This window comes from Bdellovibrio bacteriovorus (genome assembly GCF_001592745.1).
GTDB classification, from domain to species: domain Bacteria; phylum Bdellovibrionota; class Bdellovibrionia; order Bdellovibrionales; family Bdellovibrionaceae; genus Bdellovibrio; species Bdellovibrio bacteriovorus_B.
The window spans coordinates 1,441,315-1,462,139 of the sequence record NZ_LUKD01000001.1 but is presented as its reverse complement, the minus strand read 5'-3'; the positions used below and the strand labels follow the sequence as shown (position 1 = coordinate 1,462,139).

Below are 20,825 nucleotides of genomic sequence, written 5' to 3'. Positions count from 1 at the left end.
AATAGATTTTTATACCTAGGAGGTAAAATGGGTTTTTTTAGCAAGCTTTTCGGGGGAAAAAGCAAAGGTGCTAACAGCGAAGTTGAGGCACTTATTCAAAAGACCTTAGAGGGGATCATCGAGAAAGCACAATTCGATCTTACTTTCGAACTCAAATCTGAGAAGGAAGAAGACGGCGGATCTACATTAGCTGTAGAATTCAACGGTGCTGACGAAGAAATCCTTAAAGATAAAAAAGGTCAGATGCTAGACGCTTTCCAATTGTTCCTTAAGCGCGTCGTTCAACACAATTTCCCAGAAGACAAAACGAACATCACAGTAGATTGTGGTGGTTATCGTGATGAGTCCGCAAATGCATTGATTGAGCGTGCAGAAAACTTGAAAGCTATCTGCATCGAGCAAGGTAAATCAGTTTACTACCGTGCATTGCCACCAAAAGATCGCAAAGTTGTTCATCAATATCTTGCGAAAGATCCACGCGTAAAAAGCCGTTCGTTAGGTGATGGCCTTTACAAAAAGATCAAAATTTATCCAGCCAAAGGACAATCTCAAGGCTCTGCAGACGACTCTGCAGTAGTACAGGATTAGTCGGCGGACGCCGGCAGAGCCAAAGCGCCTTCGGGCGCATAGGCTGAAGCAGTAACCAAGAGGAGTTTTCAATGTTTCGTGGGGATCGTGATAAAGACACAATTTGTGCGGTCTCCACTCCTCACGGAGTCGGCGGTATTTCCGTCATTCGTGTGAGTGGTCCCAGCACTTATTCCATTGTTTCAAAGATCTGTTCTTTTTTGCCTGAACATCCTGAGTCTCATAAAGCTTATTTTGGTAGTTTGAAATCCCTTGCTCAAGGAAACCAAGAAGCTGAAGAGATTGACGAGGTTTTGGCAACTTACTTTAAACACGGTCGCTCTTTCACGGGAGAAGAAGTTATTGAGATTTCTTGCCATGGAAGCCCGGTCATTTGCCAAAGTATTCTTCAACAATTAGTTCTTTTAGGCGCGCGTCCCGCAGATCGTGGGGAGTTCACTTATCGTGCGTTTATGAATGGAAAATTGGACTTAGTTCAGGCGGAAAGTGTTCTTTCTTTGATCGAAAGTCAAAGTCAGCAAGCGGCGCGCCTGGCGCTTCGTCAACTTAAAGGTTCCGTATCGCAAAAACTAGAAGTCATCGAAGATGATATGACTTGGGTTCTAGCATTGGCTGAAGCGGGAATTGATTTTTCGACTGAAGGTATTCAGGTTGTTGAAGACAGCGTTGTGATCGCACGTCTTGAAAAAATCCAAATCGGACTTGAAGAGTTGGTTTCAACTTTCAAAGTGGGACGCCTTTTAAAAGATGGTTTCCGCGTTGTTTTAACAGGTCTTCCAAATGTTGGTAAATCGAGCCTTTTAAATCTTTTCTTAGAAGACGAAAGAGCTATCGTCACAGATATTCCAGGAACCACTCGTGACGTGATTCATGGGGATACTAGCTTTAAGGGTGTGAAATTCACATTCCTAGATACGGCAGGTCTACGCGAATCCGTATCAGACCTAGTTGAAAAGATCGGTATTCAAAGAAGCCGTGAGGCCACAGGTGAGTCTGATGTGGTTTTCTTTGTCTTTGATATTGAAAAGGGGATTTCTCCGGAAGAAGTCACCATTTTGGATGGTTTAGATCCTCAAAGAACCTATATTTTAGCTAATAAAACAGACCGTCTATCGGGTTCTCCTGATAGAAAAAGTGTCGAAAATGCCCTTAAAAACAGTAAATTTTTCCAAAAAATCGGGGACTTAGAAGGCTTCTTCAAAAGAAAAGTGTTCTTTGTAAGCGCTCTTGATAAAAAGGTGCGTGCCCAAGTCCTTGATGAACTCGTGAATGAATTTGCAGACTTGCAGATGGAAAACACTGTTTTGATTTCCAACTCTCGTCATCTCGAAAATCTTTCGCGAGCTCTTGAGAACACAAAGCGCGCTAAGAGTGTTGTTGAAGATGGCTTAGGTGAAGAGTTCCTAGCATTGGAATTTAAAGAAGCCTTGATCGCCATCCAAGAAACTTTAGGCAAACGCTTTGATGATCAAATCATGGATCGTGTGTTTAAAGAGTTTTGTATCGGGAAGTAACTATGAATTCAAAAAAATATGATGTGATTGTTGTCGGCGCGGGACATGCAGGCGTTGAAGCTTGTTTGGCATCAGCACGTCTTGGACTTCAAACATTAATGGTTACTTCCAACATCAATCGCATTGCTTACATGAGCTGCAATCCTTCTATCGGTGGTTTGGCAAAAGGCCACATGGTTCGTGAGCTTGATGTATTGGGTGGACAAATGGGTGTGGCAGCTGATGAGACCACAATCCAGTACAAACGCCTAAACTCTTCCAAGGGCCCCGCGGTTCGTGGGACCCGTGTTCAAAATGACAAACATCTGTATTCTCAATTTCAAACTGACGCCTTAAAAAATCAACCGAACTTGGATCTTTTAGAGGGTGAAGTAAAGCGCCTGATTTTAGAGAAAGATCTTTGTGTTGGCGTGGTTCTTCAAGATGGATCTGAAATTTTCGCCAAAGCAACGATCATCACGACAGGCACCTTTATGAATGGTGTTATGCACATCGGTCTTCGCCAAGAGGCGGGCGGCCGCGTGGGTGATAAACCCTCTATCGGTTTATCAGATCAGTTGGCACAATTTGGTTTCGAGGTGAAGCGCCTAAAAACGGGAACTCCAGCGCGCCTTCATAAAGACAGTATTGATTGGGCTAAAACGACCCCTCAAGCGGGTGATGAAAAGGTTTATCCTTTTAGCTATCGCTCTTCCAATCAGTTGAAGCTTCCGCAAATTCTTTGCTACCTAACTCGCACGACCGAACAAACTCACGAAATTATCCGTGCTAACTTAGATAAATCACCTATGTTCTGCGGAATCATTGAGGGTGTAGGACCGCGCTATTGTCCATCGATCGAAGATAAGATCACTCGTTTCGCAGAAAAAAACAGTCATCAGACTTTCTTAGAGCCCGAAGGATTAAATACGGATCTTATTTATCTTCAGGGGATTTCAACAAGCCTGCCTGAAGATGTTCAAGATGCTTTCTTGAAAACGATTCCGGGTTTGGAAAATGTTAAAGTCGTTCGCTACGGCTATGCGGTTGAGTATGACTATATTGAACCAACTCAAATTTGGCATCGTCTTGAAACCCGCACAATTCGTCAGCTCTTCCTGGCTGGACAAATTAACGGAACCTCCGGATATGAAGAAGCAGCAGTTCAAGGTTTTGTTGCCGGCATAAATGCGGCTCACAGTATTTTAGGTCGTGATGAGTTTATTTTGAATCGCGATGAAGCCTATATTGGTGTTCTTATCGACGATCTTGTGACAAAAGGAACGCGCGAACCTTATCGCATGTTCACGTCACGCGCAGAACATCGTTTGGTTCTGAGAGAAGATAATACTATCGACAGGTTAGGGGCTATTGCTTCAAAGATCGGTATTGTTTCTGAAGCTTCTTTGCAAATCTTGGGTGATCTTCAGTTGAAACGTAAAAACTTGCTTGAAAGACTGCGCTCAGAAAAGGTTTATCCAACCAAAGATGTTCAGGAGTTGTTAGCGACATTTCCGACTCCAGAATTAACAAAGTCTTTAACTTTCGAAGAGTTGCTGCGCCGACCTGAGATTTCCTGTTCTCACTTAGAACAGCTTAATTTTAGCGTGGATGCTGATCCAAATGTCAGTGAACCAGTTGAAATTGAAGTGAAGTACTCTGGCTACGTGAAAAGACAGATGGAGCTCATCAATCAATCGAAAAGATTAGAAGAAATGGTTCTTCCGGAAGGCTTGGTCTATGCAGATATTCGCGGCCTCTCTAACGAGGAAAAAGATAAGCTGCAACGCGTTAAGCCACGTACCTTAGGCCAAGCTCAACGCATAAGTGGTGTCAATCCATCTGCAATTCAGGCTATAATGATCCATCTAAAAGGTCACAAAAAGATCAAGGAGATGGGACTTGAACAACAAGGATCAACAGGACGCTCCGACCATATATTGGCGAATTGATGAATGGTTTCCGGATTTAAGTCCTGAGATTAAGACTCGACTTAAGGCTTACCACGAAGAACTTCTGAAGTTTAATCGCACTCTGAGTTTGATCTCTCCTAAGACGGTTTTTGTAGCTGACGCGATTCACTTTGCTGATTCTATTTTAGCTTCACAGGCCATTCATAAATCCAATGCGAAGATCGATAAGATATTTGATCTTGGCAGCGGCAATGGGTTCCCGGGCTTGGTGTTTGCGATCTTGTACCCGCAGGTGAACGTTGTTTTGGTTGATACGGATCAAAAGAAGTGTGAGTTCTTAAACCACGTGGCCGCATCGTTAAAGCTTTCAAATGTGTCTATTGAAAATAAGAATGTGGAATCATTGCCTGAGAACAGCGTGAACTTTGCTATGACTCGTGGTTTTTCCAATATATCCCGCACAATTCTAGTGGCACGTAAGTTTATGCCAAAGGGCGGTCTTCTATTCCATCTTAAGAGCGAGGAGTGGGGGATTGAAGTTGGAGAAATTCCGACACAGCTTTGTTCCATCTGGACGCCATCACTTGTGGGAGAATACAAGCTTCCGGTAGGTGCCGTGAAGTTTTCAGTCGTTAAAACAGAGAAAATCGCCTAAATCATTCAATGTTCCACGTGGAACATTCTAATGTTGAGCCTCAGCCGGTGCCGCTGGGGCTTTTTCGTCTCCTACACCCAGCTCCTGCATGCGTTGTTTCACATCCCAGGTTCTTTTGGCTTCCCTAAACTTCTTTTCTGCTTGATAGTCCTCGAATTCTTTTGGATTCGGCCAGGATTCACCCTTCTTGAAGGCCGCCATATAGGATTTCTTCGAAGACTTCTTTCGAGCCTCAATTTTCAGCTCATAATACTGCTTTTCTTGTTCAAGGCGCGCGATCTTTTGTTGGGAGTCGAAAACTCTCTTTTGCGCATACTTAATTTGTCCTGTTTGCGGAACTACTTCTGACAATTCCTTTTGGAATCCCTCAAGAGCTTTTTTCTCTGCCTCAATCGCTTGAGTTGTCGCCGCGAGAGTTGCAGATAGATCTGAATAAATAGGATCTTTCAGCTCGGGGTTTGGATCCGGCTTATTGCACGCGGAAAGCGCGAAAGAAAGAATGATTAGGCAGACAATTCGTAAAAACATGGTTGTTCCACGTGGAACATCGGCTGTTTTTCAAAAAATCATAAGGTGTGGCGCGAAAAACTAGTCTTTATTCTTGCAAGTTTTTCCAAAAAGTCTGATTTTTGAATCTCAAGGAGGAAAAATGGCAAAAACGATCTGTATAGCTAACCAAAAAGGTGGCGTAGGCAAGACAACGACGTCTGTTAACATCTCTTCTGCCCTGGCTACCCTCGGAAAACGAGTTCTTTTGATCGATATGGATCCTCAAGGGAATGCTTCCAGCGGCTTGGGTATCAAAAGATACGAAAGCCAGGATGCGAACAGCTACCACGTACTCATCGGCGAAAAAACTTTGGCCGAGGCTACTCAAAACACAGCAAATGGAAACTTAAAGGTATCCACGGCTAATCCTGATCTAGTCGGAGCAGAGATTGAGCTTGTTGATATGCCGCATCGTGAATATCGTCTTAAACAAGCGATCGCGACAGTAGCTGATCAATATGACTTCGTGATCATCGACTGTCCACCATCATTGGGTCTAATTACTTTAAATGCTTTGAATGCGGCAGATAGTTTCTTGGTACCACTTCAATGTGAATACTATGCGCTGGAAGGATTGAGCCAACTTCTAAATACAGCAGGTTTGATCAAAAAGAATTTGAATCCGCAATTGCACATCGAAGGCATCGTTCTAACGATGTTCGATAGTCGTAATAATCTAAGTCACCAAGTTGTGACCGAGATCAAGAATCACTTTGGCGATAAAGTATTTAACGCCATCATCCCAAGAAATGTACGCCTCAGCGAGGCACCGAGCCATGGTCAATCCATCTTCGAATACGACAGCAAATCCATCGGCGCGACAAGATATCTGGAATTAGCTAAAGAGGTTATTGCGCGTTCAGTGCAAAAAACGACTTCGGAAGCAGCTCCGCAGACACAACAAAATGCTTACGAAGGGGAAGTAAATGTCTGATTTTGCTGTTGAATCTTCAAACAAAAAGAAGGGTTTGGGTCGCGGCCTAGGCTCTTTATTGGGCGGACCTGCTCCGGCAGAAATTCCAACCAAGGCTCCTTCTGCGTCGGCTCCGACTGGCGCAACAGCATCTAATAATGTAGCAACTCCATCAACTCCCACTGCTCCTGTGAGCTCTCAACAAGCGACACCCGTCGCCCCTCCCGTAGATCCTGAGAGCAAAATCTGGAAAGTGGGAATTGATAAGCTTTCTCCGGGTAAGTACCAACCACGTACGTCCTTTGAAAAAGAGCCGCTTCAAGAGCTGTCTCAGTCTATTAAAGAGAACGGAATTCTTCAGCCGATCGTGGCTCGTCGTACGACCGCAGGGAAACTTGAAATCGTAGCCGGGGAACGTCGTTGGAGAGCGGCTCAGCTTGCGGGACTTCATGAAGTTCCAGTTATCCTTAAGAATTACGATGACAAACAAGCACTTGAATTGGCGATTGTTGAAAATATTCAGCGTGAAGATTTGAATCCGATCGAAGAGGCAGAGGGTTATTCTCGCCTCATCACAGAGTTTAAATTGTCTCAACAGCAAGTGGCTGAAAAAGTAGGTAAGGATCGTGCGACAGTCGCAAACGCCGTGCGCCTTCTTTCTTTGTCTGAAGAAATTAAAAACATGATTTCTGAAAACACTTTATCCGTGGGACACGCAAAAGTTCTTTTGGCTTTGCCGGATCCAAAGAAGCAGCTTGAGTTCGCGAAAAAAGTTGTGAACGAAAAAATTGCGGTTCGTAAGCTCGAAAAAATGGTGCAGGCCGTTGTAAAGGGAGCGGACGAAAAAGAGGAGCCAGTCTCCTTTGATTCTAATGTTACACAACGCTTGATCGCGGGGCTTGGCGACGAGCTACAAAAGATCCTGGGCACGAAAGTGAACATTGATTATTCCAACTCAAAAGGTAAGATTAGTATTCACTTCTATTCGGACGATGAACTTACTAACTTAGTAGATAGGCTTAAAGAAGGATGGCAGTAGCATTTCCTCCATCATTACAAGAAGATCTCCTTTCTGGTCATGTGACAGCAATCCTTGACCAGGGGACGCATTTCGAAGGAAAGCTCAGCTTCGAAGGCACCGTGCAAATCGGCGGGGATTTTAAGGGGGAAATCTTTACTAAAGATACCATCGTTATTAATGAGGGCGCCTTTGTGACCGCCCAAATTGAGGCTGATACTATAGTTATTAGTGGCCGGGTTGAGGGAAATCTCTTTGCCCGCCGCAGAGTTATTATGCACCCACCTGCTGTGTTTAAAGGCACGGTGACAAGCCCTAGTTTGCGCATTGATGAAGGGGTTGTTTTCGAGGGTGCGTCCTATATGCCTAAGTCTTAGGCACTAACATTATCAAGTAGTAAAATTACGTTGACCAGTTCCAAGCACGGATGCTAATCCCAAAGCTCAAAAAATCAGTAGGGATTTCAACCAAATGGACATTTTTGGACAATTAGGTATCAATACCACAGCGGCCTTTCAGTTTGTTCTTTTTGCTATTGCTTTGATCTTTCTAAGCAAAGTCGTGTTCGCACCATATGCGCACGCTTTGGATGAAAGACAAAGAAGAACAAAGGGGGGCGAAGATCTAGCTCTTGAATATCAAAATAAATCCGTAGAGTTGCAAACTGAGTACGAAACCAAAACTCGTGACTTGAACTCTCAGATTAAAAGCATCGTTGATGCCGCGAAATCTCAAGCAAACAAAGACTACGAAGCTCTTGTTGCTAAAGCTCGTTCTGAATCTGAGCAGCTTGTTCAATCCAATCGCACAAAAATCACATCTGCAGTTCAAGCAGCGGCGTCTGAGTTGAAAACTCAAACAAGTGCTGTGGCGATGGCAATCACTACTAAGTTGTTAAAATAAGAGGGCAGACATGAAGTTGCTTGTATCACTTTTTATTATCACAGCTCCTGCGCTAGCACTTGCGGCTGGCGGTGGTCACCATGATGGTATTCCATCAGCGGTTATGTACCAGGCGATCAACGTAGCTATCTTGGTTGCGGGTCTTATCTATTTCACTAAAGATGGCATCGTATCTTTCTTCTCTGGAAGAAAAGCGGCTTACCTAGAGGCGGCTCAAAAATCTGCATTTGCTCGCGAGCAAGCAGAAAAAGAATTTGTTGATATCAAAAACAAACTTGCGAACTTGGATGCGACTCGCGAAGAGTCTCTTCGTAAAGCTCAAGCTCATGCTGACGACATGAAAAAACAAATCTTGGATGAAGCTAACGAAGTTACTAAGCGCATTCGTCAAGATGCAGAGTTGACGGCAAAGCTTGAAGTTCAGCGCGCACAAAACGAATTGCGCAATCAACTTTTGAAAGACTCTATGGAGGCGGCTCGCACTGTTTTGACAAAAGACATTGGTTCCGCTGATCAACAAAAACTTCAAAAAGATTTTATCAACCACGTTGGAGTGTAGCCGATGAGAACTAGTGAAGTAGCAAAAAGTTACGCGAAAGCCCTTTTGGCCGTAGCAAAACAACAAGGCACACACTCAAAAGTGTTCGGTGAATTGAAAGCGATTTCTGAGGCTTTCAAAATGGACGCTTCTGTAAAAAGTTATTTTGCAAATCCGATGATTTCATCTGACCAAAAAGTCACTGCAGTAAAAGCGGCTTTGACTGGTAAAGGCGTTTCTCAGGAAGTGCTTAATACATTGGTATTGATGGGCGAAAAAGGCCGTCTTGAGGCACTTGATCAAGTTGTTCACGCATTCCAAGAAATGTTGGACCTTGAAGAGGGTATCACTCGTGGCGTGATTCGTTCTGCTCAGCCGCTGTCAGCTGATGCACAAAAAGAAATCGAACAAAAAATCAATAAGGTCCTTAATAAGAAGATCGTATTGACTTACCAGCAAGATCCAAAGCTTTTGGGCGGCGTTGTTGCTCAAGTTGGCGGATGGACTTTTGATGACAGTATCGACACGCACTTAAAAAAATTGAATGAAGAATTAAACAGGAGAGCCAACTAAAAATGGAAACACAAATCCGTGCCGACGAAATCAGTCGCGTTCTCAAAGAGCAAATCAATCAATACAATAAAAAGATTGAAGTAAGTGAAACAGGTAGCGTTCTTGCAGTAGGGGACGGGGTTGCTCGTATCTACGGTCTTGAAAACGCAATGGCTGGTGAACTTGTTGAGTTCCCAGGTGAAGTATACGGAATGGTATTGAACCTTGAAGAAGGTCACGTTGGTACCGTTTTGTTTGGTGAAGATCGCCAAATCAAAGAAGGCGACACTGTTAAAAGAACTAAAAAAATCGTTTCCGTTCCAGTTGGTGAAGCTCTTCTTGGTCGCGTAGTAGACGCTCTTGGTAACCCGATCGACGGTCGTGGTCCTATCAACACGCCTCACTCTCGTATCGTTGAGACAAAAGCACCTGGTATCGTATACCGTCACCCAGTTGAAGAACCTCTTCAAACAGGTATCAAAGCTATCGACGCTCTAGTACCAATCGGTCGTGGTCAACGTGAGTTGATCATCGGTGACCGTCAAACTGGTAAAACGACTATCGCAGTTGACGCTATCATCAACCAAAAAGGTCAAAACGTTCATTGCTTCTACGTAGCTATCGGTCAAAAACAATCGACTGTTGCTCTAGTAGTTGAAAAATTGCGTGCAGCGGGCGCTCTTGAGTACACGACTGTTATCGCGGCGAATGCATCTGATCCAGCTCCACTTCAATATCTTGCTGCTTACTCTGGTACGGCAATGGCGGAATACTTCCGTGATACTGGCAGACATGCATTGATCGTTTACGATGACTTGACGAAACAAGCTCAAGCTTACCGTCAATTGTCTCTTCTTCTTCGTCGTCCTCCAGGACGTGAAGCTTACCCAGGCGACGTGTTCTATTGCCATAGCCGTCTTCTTGAGCGTGCTTCTAAATTGTCAGCTGATAAAGGCGGCGGTTCATTAACTGCATTGCCAATCATCGAAACACAAGCGGGCGATATCTCTGCATATATCCCAACGAACGTGATCTCTATCACTGACGGTCAGATCTTCCTTGAATCAGATCTATTCTACAAAGGTGTGCGTCCAGCTATCTCTGTAGGTAAATCAGTTTCTCGCGTGGGTGGTGCCGCTCAAATTAAAGCGATGAAACAAGTTGCAGGTTCTTTGAAACTTGAGCTTGCTCAGTTCCGTTCTATGGAAGCATTCGCTGCGTTCGCATCTGACTTGGATAAAGCGTCTCAACAACAGTTGGCTCGTGGTCGTCGTTTGATCGAAGTGTTGAAACAACCTCAGTACTCTCCAGTAAAAGTTGAAGAGCAAATCGTTATGATCTTCGCGGCTGGAAACGCGTTCGTTGATGCTTACCCAGAAACAGACGTTAAGAGATACGAAAAAGAGATGATCGAGTTCTTGAAAAACAAGCACTCTGACATCATCAAAACTATTAGCGAGAAGAAAGCTATTGGCGACGACACTAAAAAAGCGTTGTTAGCAGCTCTTGAAGAGTTCAAAGCTATCTTCCAACCTTCTAACAAGTAATTTGGTGCTTAAATGGCAAGCTTGAAGGATATCCGGGCTCAGATTGAGTCCACTAAAAACACCCAGCAGATCACGAAAGCGATGAAGCTCGTGTCTGCTGCGAAGTTGAGAAAGGCGCAGAATAACATCGTTAATATGCGTCCTTATGCTCTGACTTTGCGTAAGGTGATTGCGGATATCGCTGTGACAAACAAGGTGACGCATCCGTTGATGGAGAAGAAAGAACAAGTAAAGAAAGTTTTGCTTGTTGTTATCACTTCAGATCGCGGTCTTTGTGGCGCCTTCAACAGCAATATCAATAAATTCACTGAAGCTTATTATAATAGTAATAAAGCAAACCTTGAGAAGATCGATTTCCTTTTCGTGGGTCGTCGTGGTCATGACTACTTCGCCAGAAGAGGTATTAAGCCGGTTGATTACATCACGAAGCTTGATAAAGACATCTCTTATGAGTTGGCTTCTAAAGTTGCGAATCGTGTGATGAATGACTACCTCGAAGGTGCATACGACGAAGTGCGTGTGATTCACAACGAATTCAAATCTGCAATTTCTCAAGTTGTAACGGCTGAAACTCTTCTTCCAATTGATCTTGGATTGACGACTTTCAACACTGAAGCTGAGACTGCAGCGAACTTTTCTGTAGATATGATTTTCGAACCAGCTCCAGAGCAAATCATTAAAGAGTTGCTTGAGAAGCATTTCGACCTTCAAGTTTACAGATGTATGTCCGAGTCTGTTGCGGGTGAACATGGTGCTCGTATGAGCGCGATGGAAAACGCGACAAACAATGCGAAAGAGATGATCAATAAACTCACTCTGACGTACAACAAATTGAGACAAGAAAAAATTACTACAGAATTGATTGAAATCGTATCTGGCGCTGAAGCGCTTAAAGGATAGGGAGCTGAATAATGGCATTCGGTAAAGTAAAACAGGTTATGGGTCCCGTAGTGGACGTAGAGTTTGAAGGCGGAGAACTTCCAGCGATCAACTCTGCTCTTCGTGTATCTAATAAATTTATCTCTGACGTTGAATACAACCTAGTTCTTGAAGTTGCTCAGCACTTGGGTGACGGTGTTGTAAGAACGATCTCTATGGACCAAACTGAAGGTTTAGTTCGTGGCGAAAAAGTTAAAGCATTGGGCACTCAAATCACAGCACCAGTTGGTCGCGAAGCTTTGGGTCGTATCATCAACGTTGTTGGTGAGCCTATCGATGAAATGGGTCCAGTAAACGCTAAAGAACATTGGGGTATCCACAGAACTGCTCCTAAGTTCGAAGACCAAGCTACTGCAGCTGCGATGTTGATGACTGGTATTAAAGTCGTTGACCTTCTAGCTCCTTACGCAAAGGGTGGTAAGATCGGTTTGTTCGGTGGTGCGGGTGTTGGTAAAACAGTTCTTATCCAAGAACTTATCCGTAACATCGCTACTGAGCACGGTGGTTTCTCTGTGTTCGCCGGTGTAGGTGAGCGTACTCGTGAAGGTAATGACTTGTGGCAAGAGATGAAACAGTCTGGCGTATTGGCTAAGACTTCTCTAGTTTTCGGTCAAATGAATGAGCCACCAGGAGCACGTGCGCGTGTTGCTTTGACTGGTTTGACTGTTGCTGAATACTTCCGTGACGTTGAAAACCAAGACGTTCTTTTCTTCGTTGATAACATCTTCCGCTTTACTCAAGCGGGTGCCGAAGTTTCTGCACTTCTTGGCCGTATCCCTTCTGCCGTTGGTTACCAACCAACATTGTCTACAGAGATGGGTACTCTTCAAGAGCGTATTACTTCTACTAAAAAAGGTTCGATCACGTCAGTTCAAGCGGTTTACGTACCTGCGGATGACTATACGGATCCAGCTCCTGCAACTACATTTACTCACTTGGATGCGACTACGAATCTTGACCGTGATATCGCAGCTATGGCGATCTTCCCTGCGGTTCACCCATTGACGTCAACTTCACGTCTTTTGGATCCAAGCGTGATCGGTGAAGAACACTACAGATGTGCTCGTGACGTTCAGGCGTTGTTGCAACGTAACCGTGAACTTCAAGATATCATCGCGATCTTGGGTATGGACGAGTTGTCTGAAGCAGATAAACTTGTTGTATCTCGTTCTCGTAAAATTCAACGTTTCTTGTCTCAGCCGTTCTTCGTTGCTGAACAGTTCACTGGTTTGCCAGGTCGCTACGTTGATATCAAAGACACTGTTAAAGGTTTCCGCGAGATCCTTGATGGTAAACACGATGCTCTTCCAGAGCAGGCGTTCTACCTTGTTGGAACTATCGAAGACGTTATCGAGAAAGCGAAGAAGTTGCAGGCGTAATACCTGCACTTCCCATCGGCAGGCTGCCTAAAGCGTCTGCCGCTTGAAAGGGCGAGATATGTTTAAATTAACGATCGTGACTCCGGAAAAGCGCATCCTCGTAGGCCAAGAGGTTGAAGAGGTGACTGTTCCAGCATTTAAGGGAGAGCTTAATATTCTTCCTGGTCACGCGCCTTTGATCACGACTTTGGAAACAGGCGTGATGAAATGGAAACTTAAAGGAAAAGAAAAGCAAGAAACCGCTGTTATCAGCTGGGGCTATTGCCAAGTAAGTCCTGAAGGCGTGAACATCTTAGCGAATATCGCTGATTTGCCAGAAGAGATCGACCTTGAAATGACTAAAGCATACCTTGCGGAATCAGAAAAGAAAGTGATGAACGAAGTCATCACTGACGAAGACTGGACAGAGTTCCAACGTGAATGGGCTCGCGCAAGAGCGAAAATCGAAGTTGCTTCTCAGGCTAAGAAGTAATCGAAATTTCAAATTCGAAAATAAAAAAGGCTCTCTGAAAAGAGGGCCTTTTTCTTTTTAATCCTTATGATTATCTCAATCCGCGAGGACGAGCTGTTGGGGCAGGAATCTTCATTTCCGAAAGGGGAACTGTCGGCTCTGGTGGAGTCAGAGTATAATCGATATTCGTGAAGCGTGGGTTCGCCGCAGGAATTGGACCTAACTCTGGAAGAAGCATTTTGAAATCATTGCTTTCATCAATTTGTTCTTCATCTGAATCTTCGACCGCGTTGATATCATCTTCTTCATCATGCTCTAAGATAGAATCTGGATCTTCACACGATACATTCAAATCTTCAGAATTTCTGAATAGTTTATTCTTAAAGTAAGCATAAGAATCAGGGCAGTGCTTAGCCAAGAAATCAGGATTTACAACATAGGCTTCGAAAACTTCAGCGAATTCTTCATTCAAGCTTTTTCCACAGTAAGTTGTGATCATGCACTTCTTACCGCGCATGTGTTGACGGTATTCGTTGTAGTTTTCGTTATTGTTAGCATGACCAAAGCGATGACCCAACTCATGCATCATGCGGCCTGTAAGCTGACCTTTAAGAGATCCGCGGGGGCGCTTCACGGTCACGAAACCGCGACGAGAAATTCCCGAGTTCCAAGGACCCGAAGCTTCGATCCATTGATAGTCATACTGATAATCACGAGGAATCGGTTGACCTAAAAGGCGTTCGACTTGAGCAACACCCTTAGCTAGCGCGATTTTTTCTTTATCGTTAGCTTTTACTGTGTCAATTCCGTTGCGATTTAGAATCGTGTCTGCAGATTCAACCAGGCGAGGTAAACATTTCCCGTATCCAAACACAGGATTTTGATAAAGGGCGAATACTCCTGCCGGAGTTCCCTTATTACGTACAGCCCTGGCCGCCGATTTACGTGTTTGTTTGCGAGCTGCTTCGGATTCCACCGTGTGAAATGTTAGGCCCGCAGAAAGAAGTAGCGCTAATGCCAAAAGACCTTTTGATACTAGTTTAATTCCAGACACGTTACCGCCTCTCTAAATCTATAAAGAGACAATGCAAAATCAGACCCATTCATGCCGAGATTTAGGCTCCTGAAGACGAATTAAATTCGTCTCCAACCGATGCAGATTAAGCCATCCCGAAACGTAAGCACCCAGAGCGACATCCCGCGCCCTCACTGTCTAAAGTTTAGTCACCCAAAAGGTGCTAGGGGATTAGGGTAATCTGGTACCTTTTAGACAGAAAGGGAAGCAGGTACCTAGCGGAGGACGTAGGATGTGGTGGAGGAGGCTAAGATGTCGTCGAGGTGTTGAGCGACTTTTTGGCCGGAGTCTGTGTGGTTGAAGTAAAGCTGAAGGACTCGGAGATAGCCTTTTTCTTTCGTTAATAGTTTTGGTGCGCCAAGGTTTACTACGATGACGGATTTCTTTTCTTGTGGCGAAAGCGATTTTACCAGAGCTGCGGTTTTTGGGCCGGTGATGGCGATCACGGACACAGGGCACTTCGTTGAAGTCATCCATTCGGCTGCAAGATCTTTGCTGAAATCACCGGTGAGGTATTTGGAAGACACCGATCTTCCTGCAGATTTTTTGAATGAGGCAATGAAGGCGCTTGAAGGTGCAAGGACGCAGACTTTATGAACCGAGGCGACTTTTCTTTTTTGTGGCTCTTTCTTGCCGGGCAATGATCGCGGAATTAAACTTGTGCGAAGATTCTGATCAAGGATATTTGCTTCTACTTCAGAATAATCTTTCGAGGTTAACGTCAGTCCTTGAGTCAAAGACGGCAAGGAAGGATTTTTTCTGTATAGATTTGCAAATGCCTTGACCGTAAGGATGCGATGAAGCTTTTCGTTTAGAAGTTCTTCTTTAAAATCCCCTGAGTGCACCGCTTTTCTAACGTGTTCAAAAGCCTTTCCTTGATCGGCAAAAGACCAAGTCAGCATAACGATGTCGGCGCCTGATTGAAGTGCTTTTAAAGCCGCGACTTCAGGGCGTAGAAGTTGTTTTGAGCCCTGCATTTGAAGATCATCAGTGATCACTAAACCTTTGTACTTCATCTCACCACGCAAAAGATCTTGAGCAATGGGTTTAGAAAAACTCGCAGGTTCGCGAGATTTATCTAAAGCCGGGTAGATCAGATGCGAAAGCATTAAGGCAATTTTATCACCTAGCTTCGCATAAGCCTCAAAGGGCTTTAGATCTGTTTGTTTTAAAGCTTCTAAAGAGGAATTATTCTGAACTACACTAAGATGTGGATCGGCTTTAAGATTGCCTGTACCCGGAAAATGCTTGGCCGTAGGAATCACGCGCGCTTTTAATAAACCTTTAGAGTAGGCAACACCCAACTCACTCACAACATCGGGATCTGATCCAAAAGATCTGACACCGATGAAGCTTCCACTTAAAGGATCGGTCACATCTAGCACCGGTGCAAGATTCATATTGAATCCAACCTCGCGCAGAAAGAGTCCTGTTTGATAGCCCATTTCTTCCGCTAATAATGGCGACTGCGTCTGCCCAATTGCCAAAGCATTCGGTGGAGCGGGATAAATAGGTAAACGAGAGACCGATCCACCTTCTTGATCGATAGAGATCAAGGGCGGAAGCTTTGAATACTTAAAGCTTGTTCGATACAACAGCGTATTCAAATTCCTAATTTGCTCAACAGAAAGAATGTTTCTTTTGAAAAGTAAAAATGCGCCCGGCTTGTTGGCGGCGATGAATTTTTCTAAATCGGGAGTGACGGTTTTCTGTGGAAACCCAACGATAAAAAGCTGTCCCACCTTTTCTTCAACCGTCATGGCGGCAATCTTTTTATCGATTATTTGTGTAAGGGTGGTCGGGGCAGCTAGCACAAGGTAGGGAAAGAGAAGCGTGAGCAGAGTAACACTCAAAATTCGATTTAAATCTCTGATATACTTGCTCATAGATAAAAGAATATCATTCGCCACTTTTGAAGGTAGGCGATATTTGCGAGACAACATGAAATTGCACCTAAGTCTGATATCCAAAGTCTGCTTCGTTCTTTCCGTTCTTGCCGGATCGTTGTCATTCGCACAAGAAGAAGCCGCTCCTACGACACCTCAAGATGAAAATGTTCCGTTGGTGGAAGTCGAAGTTGTCCAAGACAACTTGGCCCCTTACAAGGATCGACGCGAGACCCATGGTATGTATTTCGGAGTTGATTACGAAGGCCTGGATCTAAAAAATTATATCTCGACCTTAGATAATTTAAGTTACGGCGACCTCTTTGGGACCGATCCTATTCCTCTGATCCGCGTGAGCATTGATTATAAATATAATTTTGCCTTAGGCGCATTGGCGCTGGGCCTTGATTATGGCATGGGAAAAATTGAAGACAATCGTTCGGGTTCAGATCGCTCTTTAGAAGTTACTAAGTATGGAATTGGATTAAAATTTGTTGCCGATAACTTTATGGCCGAGCCTTATGTAGCTCCTTATCTCGGACTGAATATCTGGCAAATGGGTCTTTCCGAATCGTCTCCAACAGATTCTTTTTCGGCGACAACGCAAATGGGATTTAACTACACCATTGGATTTCTGTTGCAGCTTGATTGGTTGGATTATCAAACCGCAAAGCAAACCACCTTTAACTGGGGTTTAGAAAATACTTTCATCGACGTGTATGCCACACAATACGCCGCTACTTCAGCAGAAGATGATCCCGACACTACGACGGATTTTCTTTACGGCGCGGGTCTTCGCTTAGAATTTTAAATCAGCTTCAAAAGAGTTTCGAGTTCTTCGTGAACCGCAGACCATGAAATATTCGGCAGCTTGATATTCAAGCGATTGTCGGGAGTTAAAGAGTATTTCTTACTTTCGCGAACCGCCAATTGAATCACTGTCTCTGGCTTCAACTTCGTTTTTTCAGTGAAGATCAATGAAACAGATTTTACGCCGGCACTGATATCACGCACACCCAGTTCTTTACATTGACGACGGATCAGCATTAAACCCATCAAGTTCACGGTAGGCTCAGGGATGGCGCCGAACTGATCGCGCAATTCTTCTTCGATACGATCCAAATCTTCGTTCGAGGTAATGTCTGCCAGGGCCTTATAATAGCTAAGACGGATGCGAATATCCGAAATATAGTTGTCAGGAATCATCGCAGGGATGCGCAAGTTGATTTCTGGATCTAGTTCCATATCGTCGACGGCTTCGCCTTTAGCTTCAGCCAAAGCTTCATTTAAAAGATCCATGTACATTTCATAACCGACAGAGTTGATATGACCGGATTGTTCTTCGCCCAGAATATTTCCGGCTCCGCGAAGCTCAAGATCGTACTGCGCAATCTTAATACCGCTTCCCAAAGCGGTGTTCTCTTGAATGATCTTTAAGCGTTCTTGCTGCTCTTTATCGAGCTTGCGATTTCGCGGCATCATCAAATAACAATAAGCGCGAGTTTTGCTTCGGCCTACGCGGCCTCGCAATTGATAAAGCTGAGACAGCCCAAACATATGAGCCGAATCGATAAACATGGTGTTCGCTCTTGGTACGTCCATTCCTGATTCAACAATCGCTGTACAGATAAGGACGTCGATTTCGTGATGGAAAAAGGCAAGCATAGTTTTTTCAAGCTCATGCTCTTCCATCTGTCCGTGACCAATACGAATACGCGCTTCGGGAACGATATTGCGAATTTCATCCGCTAAGCCGTAAATAGACTCAATACGATTGTGGATAAAATAAACCTGACCGCCGCGAGAAATTTCAGCGGTGATGGCTTTACGAATCGTCTCTTCATCAAACTTTGTGACAAAAGTACGTGTCGGCAAACGATCCACCGGAGCGGTGTTAATCAAACTCAAATCCCGAATTCCTACTAAAGCCATATTCAAAGTTCTTGGAATGGGCGTTGCCGACAAGGTCAAAGTATCAACGCTGACCTTCATCTTTTTGATTTTCTCTTTATGAGTAACGCCGAACTTTTGTTCTTCATCGACAATCAGAAGACCTAGGTCTTTATACTGAATTGTTGAGCCTAATAACTTATGTGTTCCGACGATGATATCAACCTTGCCGTCTTTAAGATCCTGCAAAGTCTTTTTGACTTCCGACGGAGTTACGAAACGATTTAAAACTCGAATATCCACCGGCCAGCCTTCAAAACGTTTTTTCAAAGTTTCAAAGTGCTGAAACGTAAGTACGGTGGTTGGCGCGAGCAAAGCGACTTGACGACGAGCCTGCACGGCAAAGAACGCCGCGCGCATAGCGACTTCGGTTTTACCAAAGCCCACGTCGCCGCAGACCAAACGATCCATCGGTTTTGTGGATTTTAAGTCGCGCATGATATCGTTGATCGCGCGCATTTGATCGTCAGTTTCCTCATACGGGAAACTATTTTCGAACATCTGAATTTCACTATCTTTAAAGACAAAAGGCGGACGATGAAGCTCGGCACGTTTTGCATAAAGAGCCAAAAGGTCGGCAGCGATATCGCGAACGTGGGCCTTAACTTTCGCTTTGGTTTTTTCCCAGGCGGTGCCGCCCAGTTTATCAAGAATTGTCGTGCTGGCGGCGCCAGAAAACTTCTGTAGTTGGCCCACACGATAAACAGGAAGATAAAGTTTATCCTTATCCTTGTAGCCGACCTGAATGTATTCAGATTCGACACCGCCAATATTCATGATCTTAAGACCTTCATATTGACCAACACCATGTTTAACATGCGCAACAAGATCGCCCGGTTTTAAATCACCGAACGCCAGGCGCTTGGCTTGTTTTTGAAAGTCTTGAGCTCCGGAGGATTCACGAGCGCGCTGCTTCTTTCCATAAAAATCTTCGTCGCGTAAGAAAATAACTTTTTCCTCATCTAGACGAAGACTTTCAGTTAGATAGCGAGGAATAACGTGAACAAGATGAGTGTCACTGTCTTGCTCCATCAACCAAGAGTCCCAACGATACTCATCCTCACTCGCGCGTGCGACTTTCAGACCTAGCTTATCAAAGATTAATTTTAAGCGCTCAATGTGGGATTGATTTTTCGTACCAATGAAAATGCGGTAACCGTCGTCACGCCATTTGTTCAGCTTGTTAGTCGCGGCTTGCAGCCACATTTCAGAACCAACGGCGTTATTTAAACTTAAGTTCGTAAAGTCTTGAGTCAGTGCCGTACGGTATTCGACTCTACCATCTTCGCTGGTCTCAGCGTTTTCTAAATACTCTAGCGACGAGAAATAAATTTCACGCGATCCCGCCGGAAAACTTAAAGTTTCAAATGGAGAGTAAAGTAATTCTAACTCGGGACGAATCACGTGCTGAGTACTTGAAGCATAGTCCGCTTTAATCTCCGCCCAAACTTCATCCGTCCATCTGGAAATTTCAATCGGATCTAAGAACCATACGTTCACCGCCGATGAAAAATGTTCTAGTGGACTAGCAAGTTCTCCATAGAAGTAGGGAAGCAAGAATTCAATTCCAGGGAATGAGTTCTTTAAAACCAAAGAGCGCAGAGTTTCTTCTGCTTCGGCTTTATCAACCTCGCGGCCATCGATCATCGCGCGGACTCGTTGCAAAAGTCTTTCGTGATTTTCATCTCGGAAAAGAATTTCGCGCGCCGGAGTTAACACGAATGAAGCCACTTCATCCGTGCTTCGTTGATCCGAAACATTGAAGTGACGAATGGATTCAATTTGATCGCCGAATAAATCAAGACGAACTGGTTCGTCTTCCGTTGGCGGGAAAATATCAACGATACCTCCGCGCAAAGCATACTGACCTTTATCCTCCACCATCGGAGCTGAAGAATAGCCAAGCGAGTTTAAATACTCGGCGATGTCTTCAGGAAGTTCATCACCGGGTTTTAGAAGACGCGAATATTCCTTCAGGATTTTCACCGGCAAAGTTTTTTGCGTCAGCGCGTCAGAAACAGATATGAAGATTTCTCCGGCCTTCGCTTGCTGGGCTCGAGACAAGAAACGAACCCGATCACTAACGACTCTCGAGTTTGGATAAAGACCGGAGTAAGGTGAAACATCGAAAGCAGGTAAAATTGTGCTGTGACGAGACGGGTCAAAGAACTCTAAAAGCTGCTGAAGTTTGTTCGCTTCCGATAGACTGCTAACAACAACTAAGTGCGGCAAGCTGTTGATTTTTTTAGAGTAAGTCTGCGACAAAAAGTAAGCGAGCGCGAGCGGAGATGCAGCTCCGGTCACTTGAATTTTTCCGCGTGTTGTTTCGAAGGCCCTTTCCAGGATGGATTCAAGCCTTGTATGAGTCATTTCGGCTTTCATTCGGTGGGCTCATCTTGCCATGCTTATCGCCTTGTTTCCATTCATATTTCTTGGTTTTCACAGACGACACATATATAACTAATTGAAATCCAAA

General features: G+C 44.4%; 19 protein-coding genes. 15 read left to right on the top strand and 4 right to left on the bottom strand.

The window, feature by feature from the left end; translation table 11 throughout:
* The first annotated feature begins 27 nt into the window (after nt 1-27).
* The 4 genes from AZI87_RS07025 (at nt 28) to rsmG (ending at nt 4,649) form a co-directional block, all read left to right on the top strand.
* Complete coding sequence (locus tag AZI87_RS07025) at nt 28-588, top strand: protein jag (RefSeq protein ID WP_063205757.1); 561 nt, start codon at nt 28-30, stop codon at nt 586-588.
* A 71-nt stretch (nt 589-659) separates the two neighbouring features.
* Complete coding sequence (gene mnmE / locus AZI87_RS07020; protein ID WP_063205755.1) at nt 660-2,102, top strand: tRNA uridine-5-carboxymethylaminomethyl(34) synthesis GTPase MnmE; 1,443 nt, start codon at nt 660-662, stop codon at nt 2,100-2,102.
* Nucleotides 2,103-2,104: 2 nt separating this feature from the next.
* Nucleotides 2,105-4,033 (top strand): tRNA uridine-5-carboxymethylaminomethyl(34) synthesis enzyme MnmG, encoded by a 1,929-nt coding sequence (gene mnmG, locus AZI87_RS07015; protein ID WP_063205753.1) that lies wholly within the window; start codon nt 2,105-2,107, stop codon nt 4,031-4,033.
* A complete protein-coding gene (rsmG, locus tag AZI87_RS07010) occupies nt 3,984-4,649 on the top strand; it encodes a 16S rRNA (guanine(527)-N(7))-methyltransferase RsmG (protein ID WP_063205751.1) in 666 nt (221 codons plus the stop codon). Before mnmG ends, rsmG begins: the two co-directional genes overlap by 50 nt.
* Nucleotides 4,650-4,676: 27 nt before the next feature.
* On the opposite strand, the gene AZI87_RS07005 is transcribed toward rsmG, so the two are convergent.
* Nucleotides 4,677-5,177, bottom strand: a complete 501-nt coding sequence (locus AZI87_RS07005; RefSeq protein WP_155722509.1) for a hypothetical protein — start codon at nt 5,175-5,177, stop codon at nt 4,677-4,679.
* 121 nt (nt 5,178-5,298) lie between these two features.
* On the opposite strand from AZI87_RS07005, the gene AZI87_RS07000 reads away from it, so the two are divergent.
* The 10 genes from AZI87_RS07000 (at nt 5,299) to atpC (ending at nt 13,459) form a co-directional block, all read left to right on the top strand.
* The gene (locus AZI87_RS07000) at nt 5,299-6,132 is read left to right on the top strand and encodes a ParA family protein (RefSeq protein WP_063206606.1); all 834 of its coding nucleotides are present in this window, start codon (nt 5,299-5,301) and stop codon (nt 6,130-6,132) included.
* Nucleotides 6,125-7,150: a ParB/RepB/Spo0J family partition protein gene (locus tag AZI87_RS06995; protein ID WP_063205749.1), complete on the top strand. Its 1,026-nt coding sequence runs from the start codon at nt 6,125-6,127 to the stop codon at nt 7,148-7,150. Before AZI87_RS07000 ends, AZI87_RS06995 begins: the two co-directional genes overlap by 8 nt.
* Nucleotides 7,141-7,506, top strand: a complete 366-nt coding sequence (locus AZI87_RS06990) for a bactofilin family protein (RefSeq protein ID WP_041875711.1) — start codon at nt 7,141-7,143, stop codon at nt 7,504-7,506. Before AZI87_RS06995 ends, AZI87_RS06990 begins: the two co-directional genes overlap by 10 nt.
* A gap of 94 nt (nt 7,507-7,600) precedes the next feature.
* Nucleotides 7,601-8,032 (top strand): ATP synthase F0 subunit B, encoded by a 432-nt coding sequence (locus AZI87_RS06985; protein ID WP_063205747.1) that lies wholly within the window; start codon nt 7,601-7,603, stop codon nt 8,030-8,032.
* Nucleotides 8,033-8,042: 10 nt separating this feature from the next.
* On the top strand, nt 8,043-8,591 hold the full coding sequence (locus tag AZI87_RS06980; RefSeq protein WP_063205745.1) for an ATP synthase F0 subunit B: 549 nt from the start codon (nt 8,043-8,045) through the stop codon (nt 8,589-8,591).
* A 3-nt stretch (nt 8,592-8,594) separates the two neighbouring features.
* On the top strand, nt 8,595-9,143 hold the full coding sequence (gene atpH / locus AZI87_RS06975) for an ATP synthase F1 subunit delta (RefSeq protein WP_063205744.1): 549 nt from the start codon (nt 8,595-8,597) through the stop codon (nt 9,141-9,143).
* 2 nt (nt 9,144-9,145) lie between these two features.
* Nucleotides 9,146-10,669 (top strand): F0F1 ATP synthase subunit alpha, encoded by a 1,524-nt coding sequence (gene atpA / locus AZI87_RS06970; RefSeq protein ID WP_063205742.1) that lies wholly within the window; start codon nt 9,146-9,148, stop codon nt 10,667-10,669.
* A gap of 12 nt (nt 10,670-10,681) precedes the next feature.
* Nucleotides 10,682-11,569 carry an ATP synthase F1 subunit gamma gene (gene atpG / locus AZI87_RS06965; protein ID WP_063205740.1) on the top strand — a complete coding sequence of 296 codons (888 nt, stop codon included), beginning with the start codon at nt 10,682-10,684 and terminating at the stop codon, nt 11,567-11,569.
* Nucleotides 11,570-11,580: 11 nt separating this feature from the next.
* The gene (gene atpD, locus AZI87_RS06960) at nt 11,581-12,987 is read left to right on the top strand and encodes a F0F1 ATP synthase subunit beta (RefSeq protein WP_063205738.1); all 1,407 of its coding nucleotides are present in this window, start codon (nt 11,581-11,583) and stop codon (nt 12,985-12,987) included.
* Nucleotides 12,988-13,045: 58 nt separating this feature from the next.
* A complete protein-coding gene (gene atpC / locus AZI87_RS06955) occupies nt 13,046-13,459 on the top strand; it encodes an ATP synthase F1 subunit epsilon (RefSeq protein WP_063205736.1) in 414 nt (137 codons plus the stop codon).
* Nucleotides 13,460-13,529: 70 nt separating this feature from the next.
* Here atpC and AZI87_RS06950 read toward each other — a convergent pair whose 3' ends face one another.
* Nucleotides 13,530-14,492 carry a hypothetical protein gene (locus tag AZI87_RS06950; RefSeq protein ID WP_063205734.1) on the bottom strand — a complete coding sequence of 321 codons (963 nt, stop codon included), beginning with the start codon at nt 14,490-14,492 and terminating at the stop codon, nt 13,530-13,532.
* 236 nt (nt 14,493-14,728) lie between these two features.
* Nucleotides 14,729-16,273: a glycoside hydrolase family 3 protein gene (locus AZI87_RS06945; protein WP_253696536.1), complete on the bottom strand. Its 1,545-nt coding sequence runs from the start codon at nt 16,271-16,273 to the stop codon at nt 14,729-14,731.
* Between the two features lie 181 nt (nt 16,274-16,454).
* Here AZI87_RS06945 and AZI87_RS06940 point away from each other — a divergent pair, with 181 nt between their 5' ends.
* Nucleotides 16,455-17,210, top strand: a complete 756-nt coding sequence (locus AZI87_RS06940) for a hypothetical protein (protein ID WP_063205733.1) — start codon at nt 16,455-16,457, stop codon at nt 17,208-17,210.
* On the opposite strand, the gene mfd is transcribed toward AZI87_RS06940, so the two are convergent.
* Nucleotides 17,207-20,731: a transcription-repair coupling factor gene (mfd, locus tag AZI87_RS06935; protein ID WP_063205731.1), complete on the bottom strand. Its 3,525-nt coding sequence runs from the start codon at nt 20,729-20,731 to the stop codon at nt 17,207-17,209. The two genes, AZI87_RS06940 and mfd, sit on opposite strands and share 4 nt — an antisense overlap.
* Between the last annotated feature and the right edge of the window lie 94 nt (nt 20,732-20,825).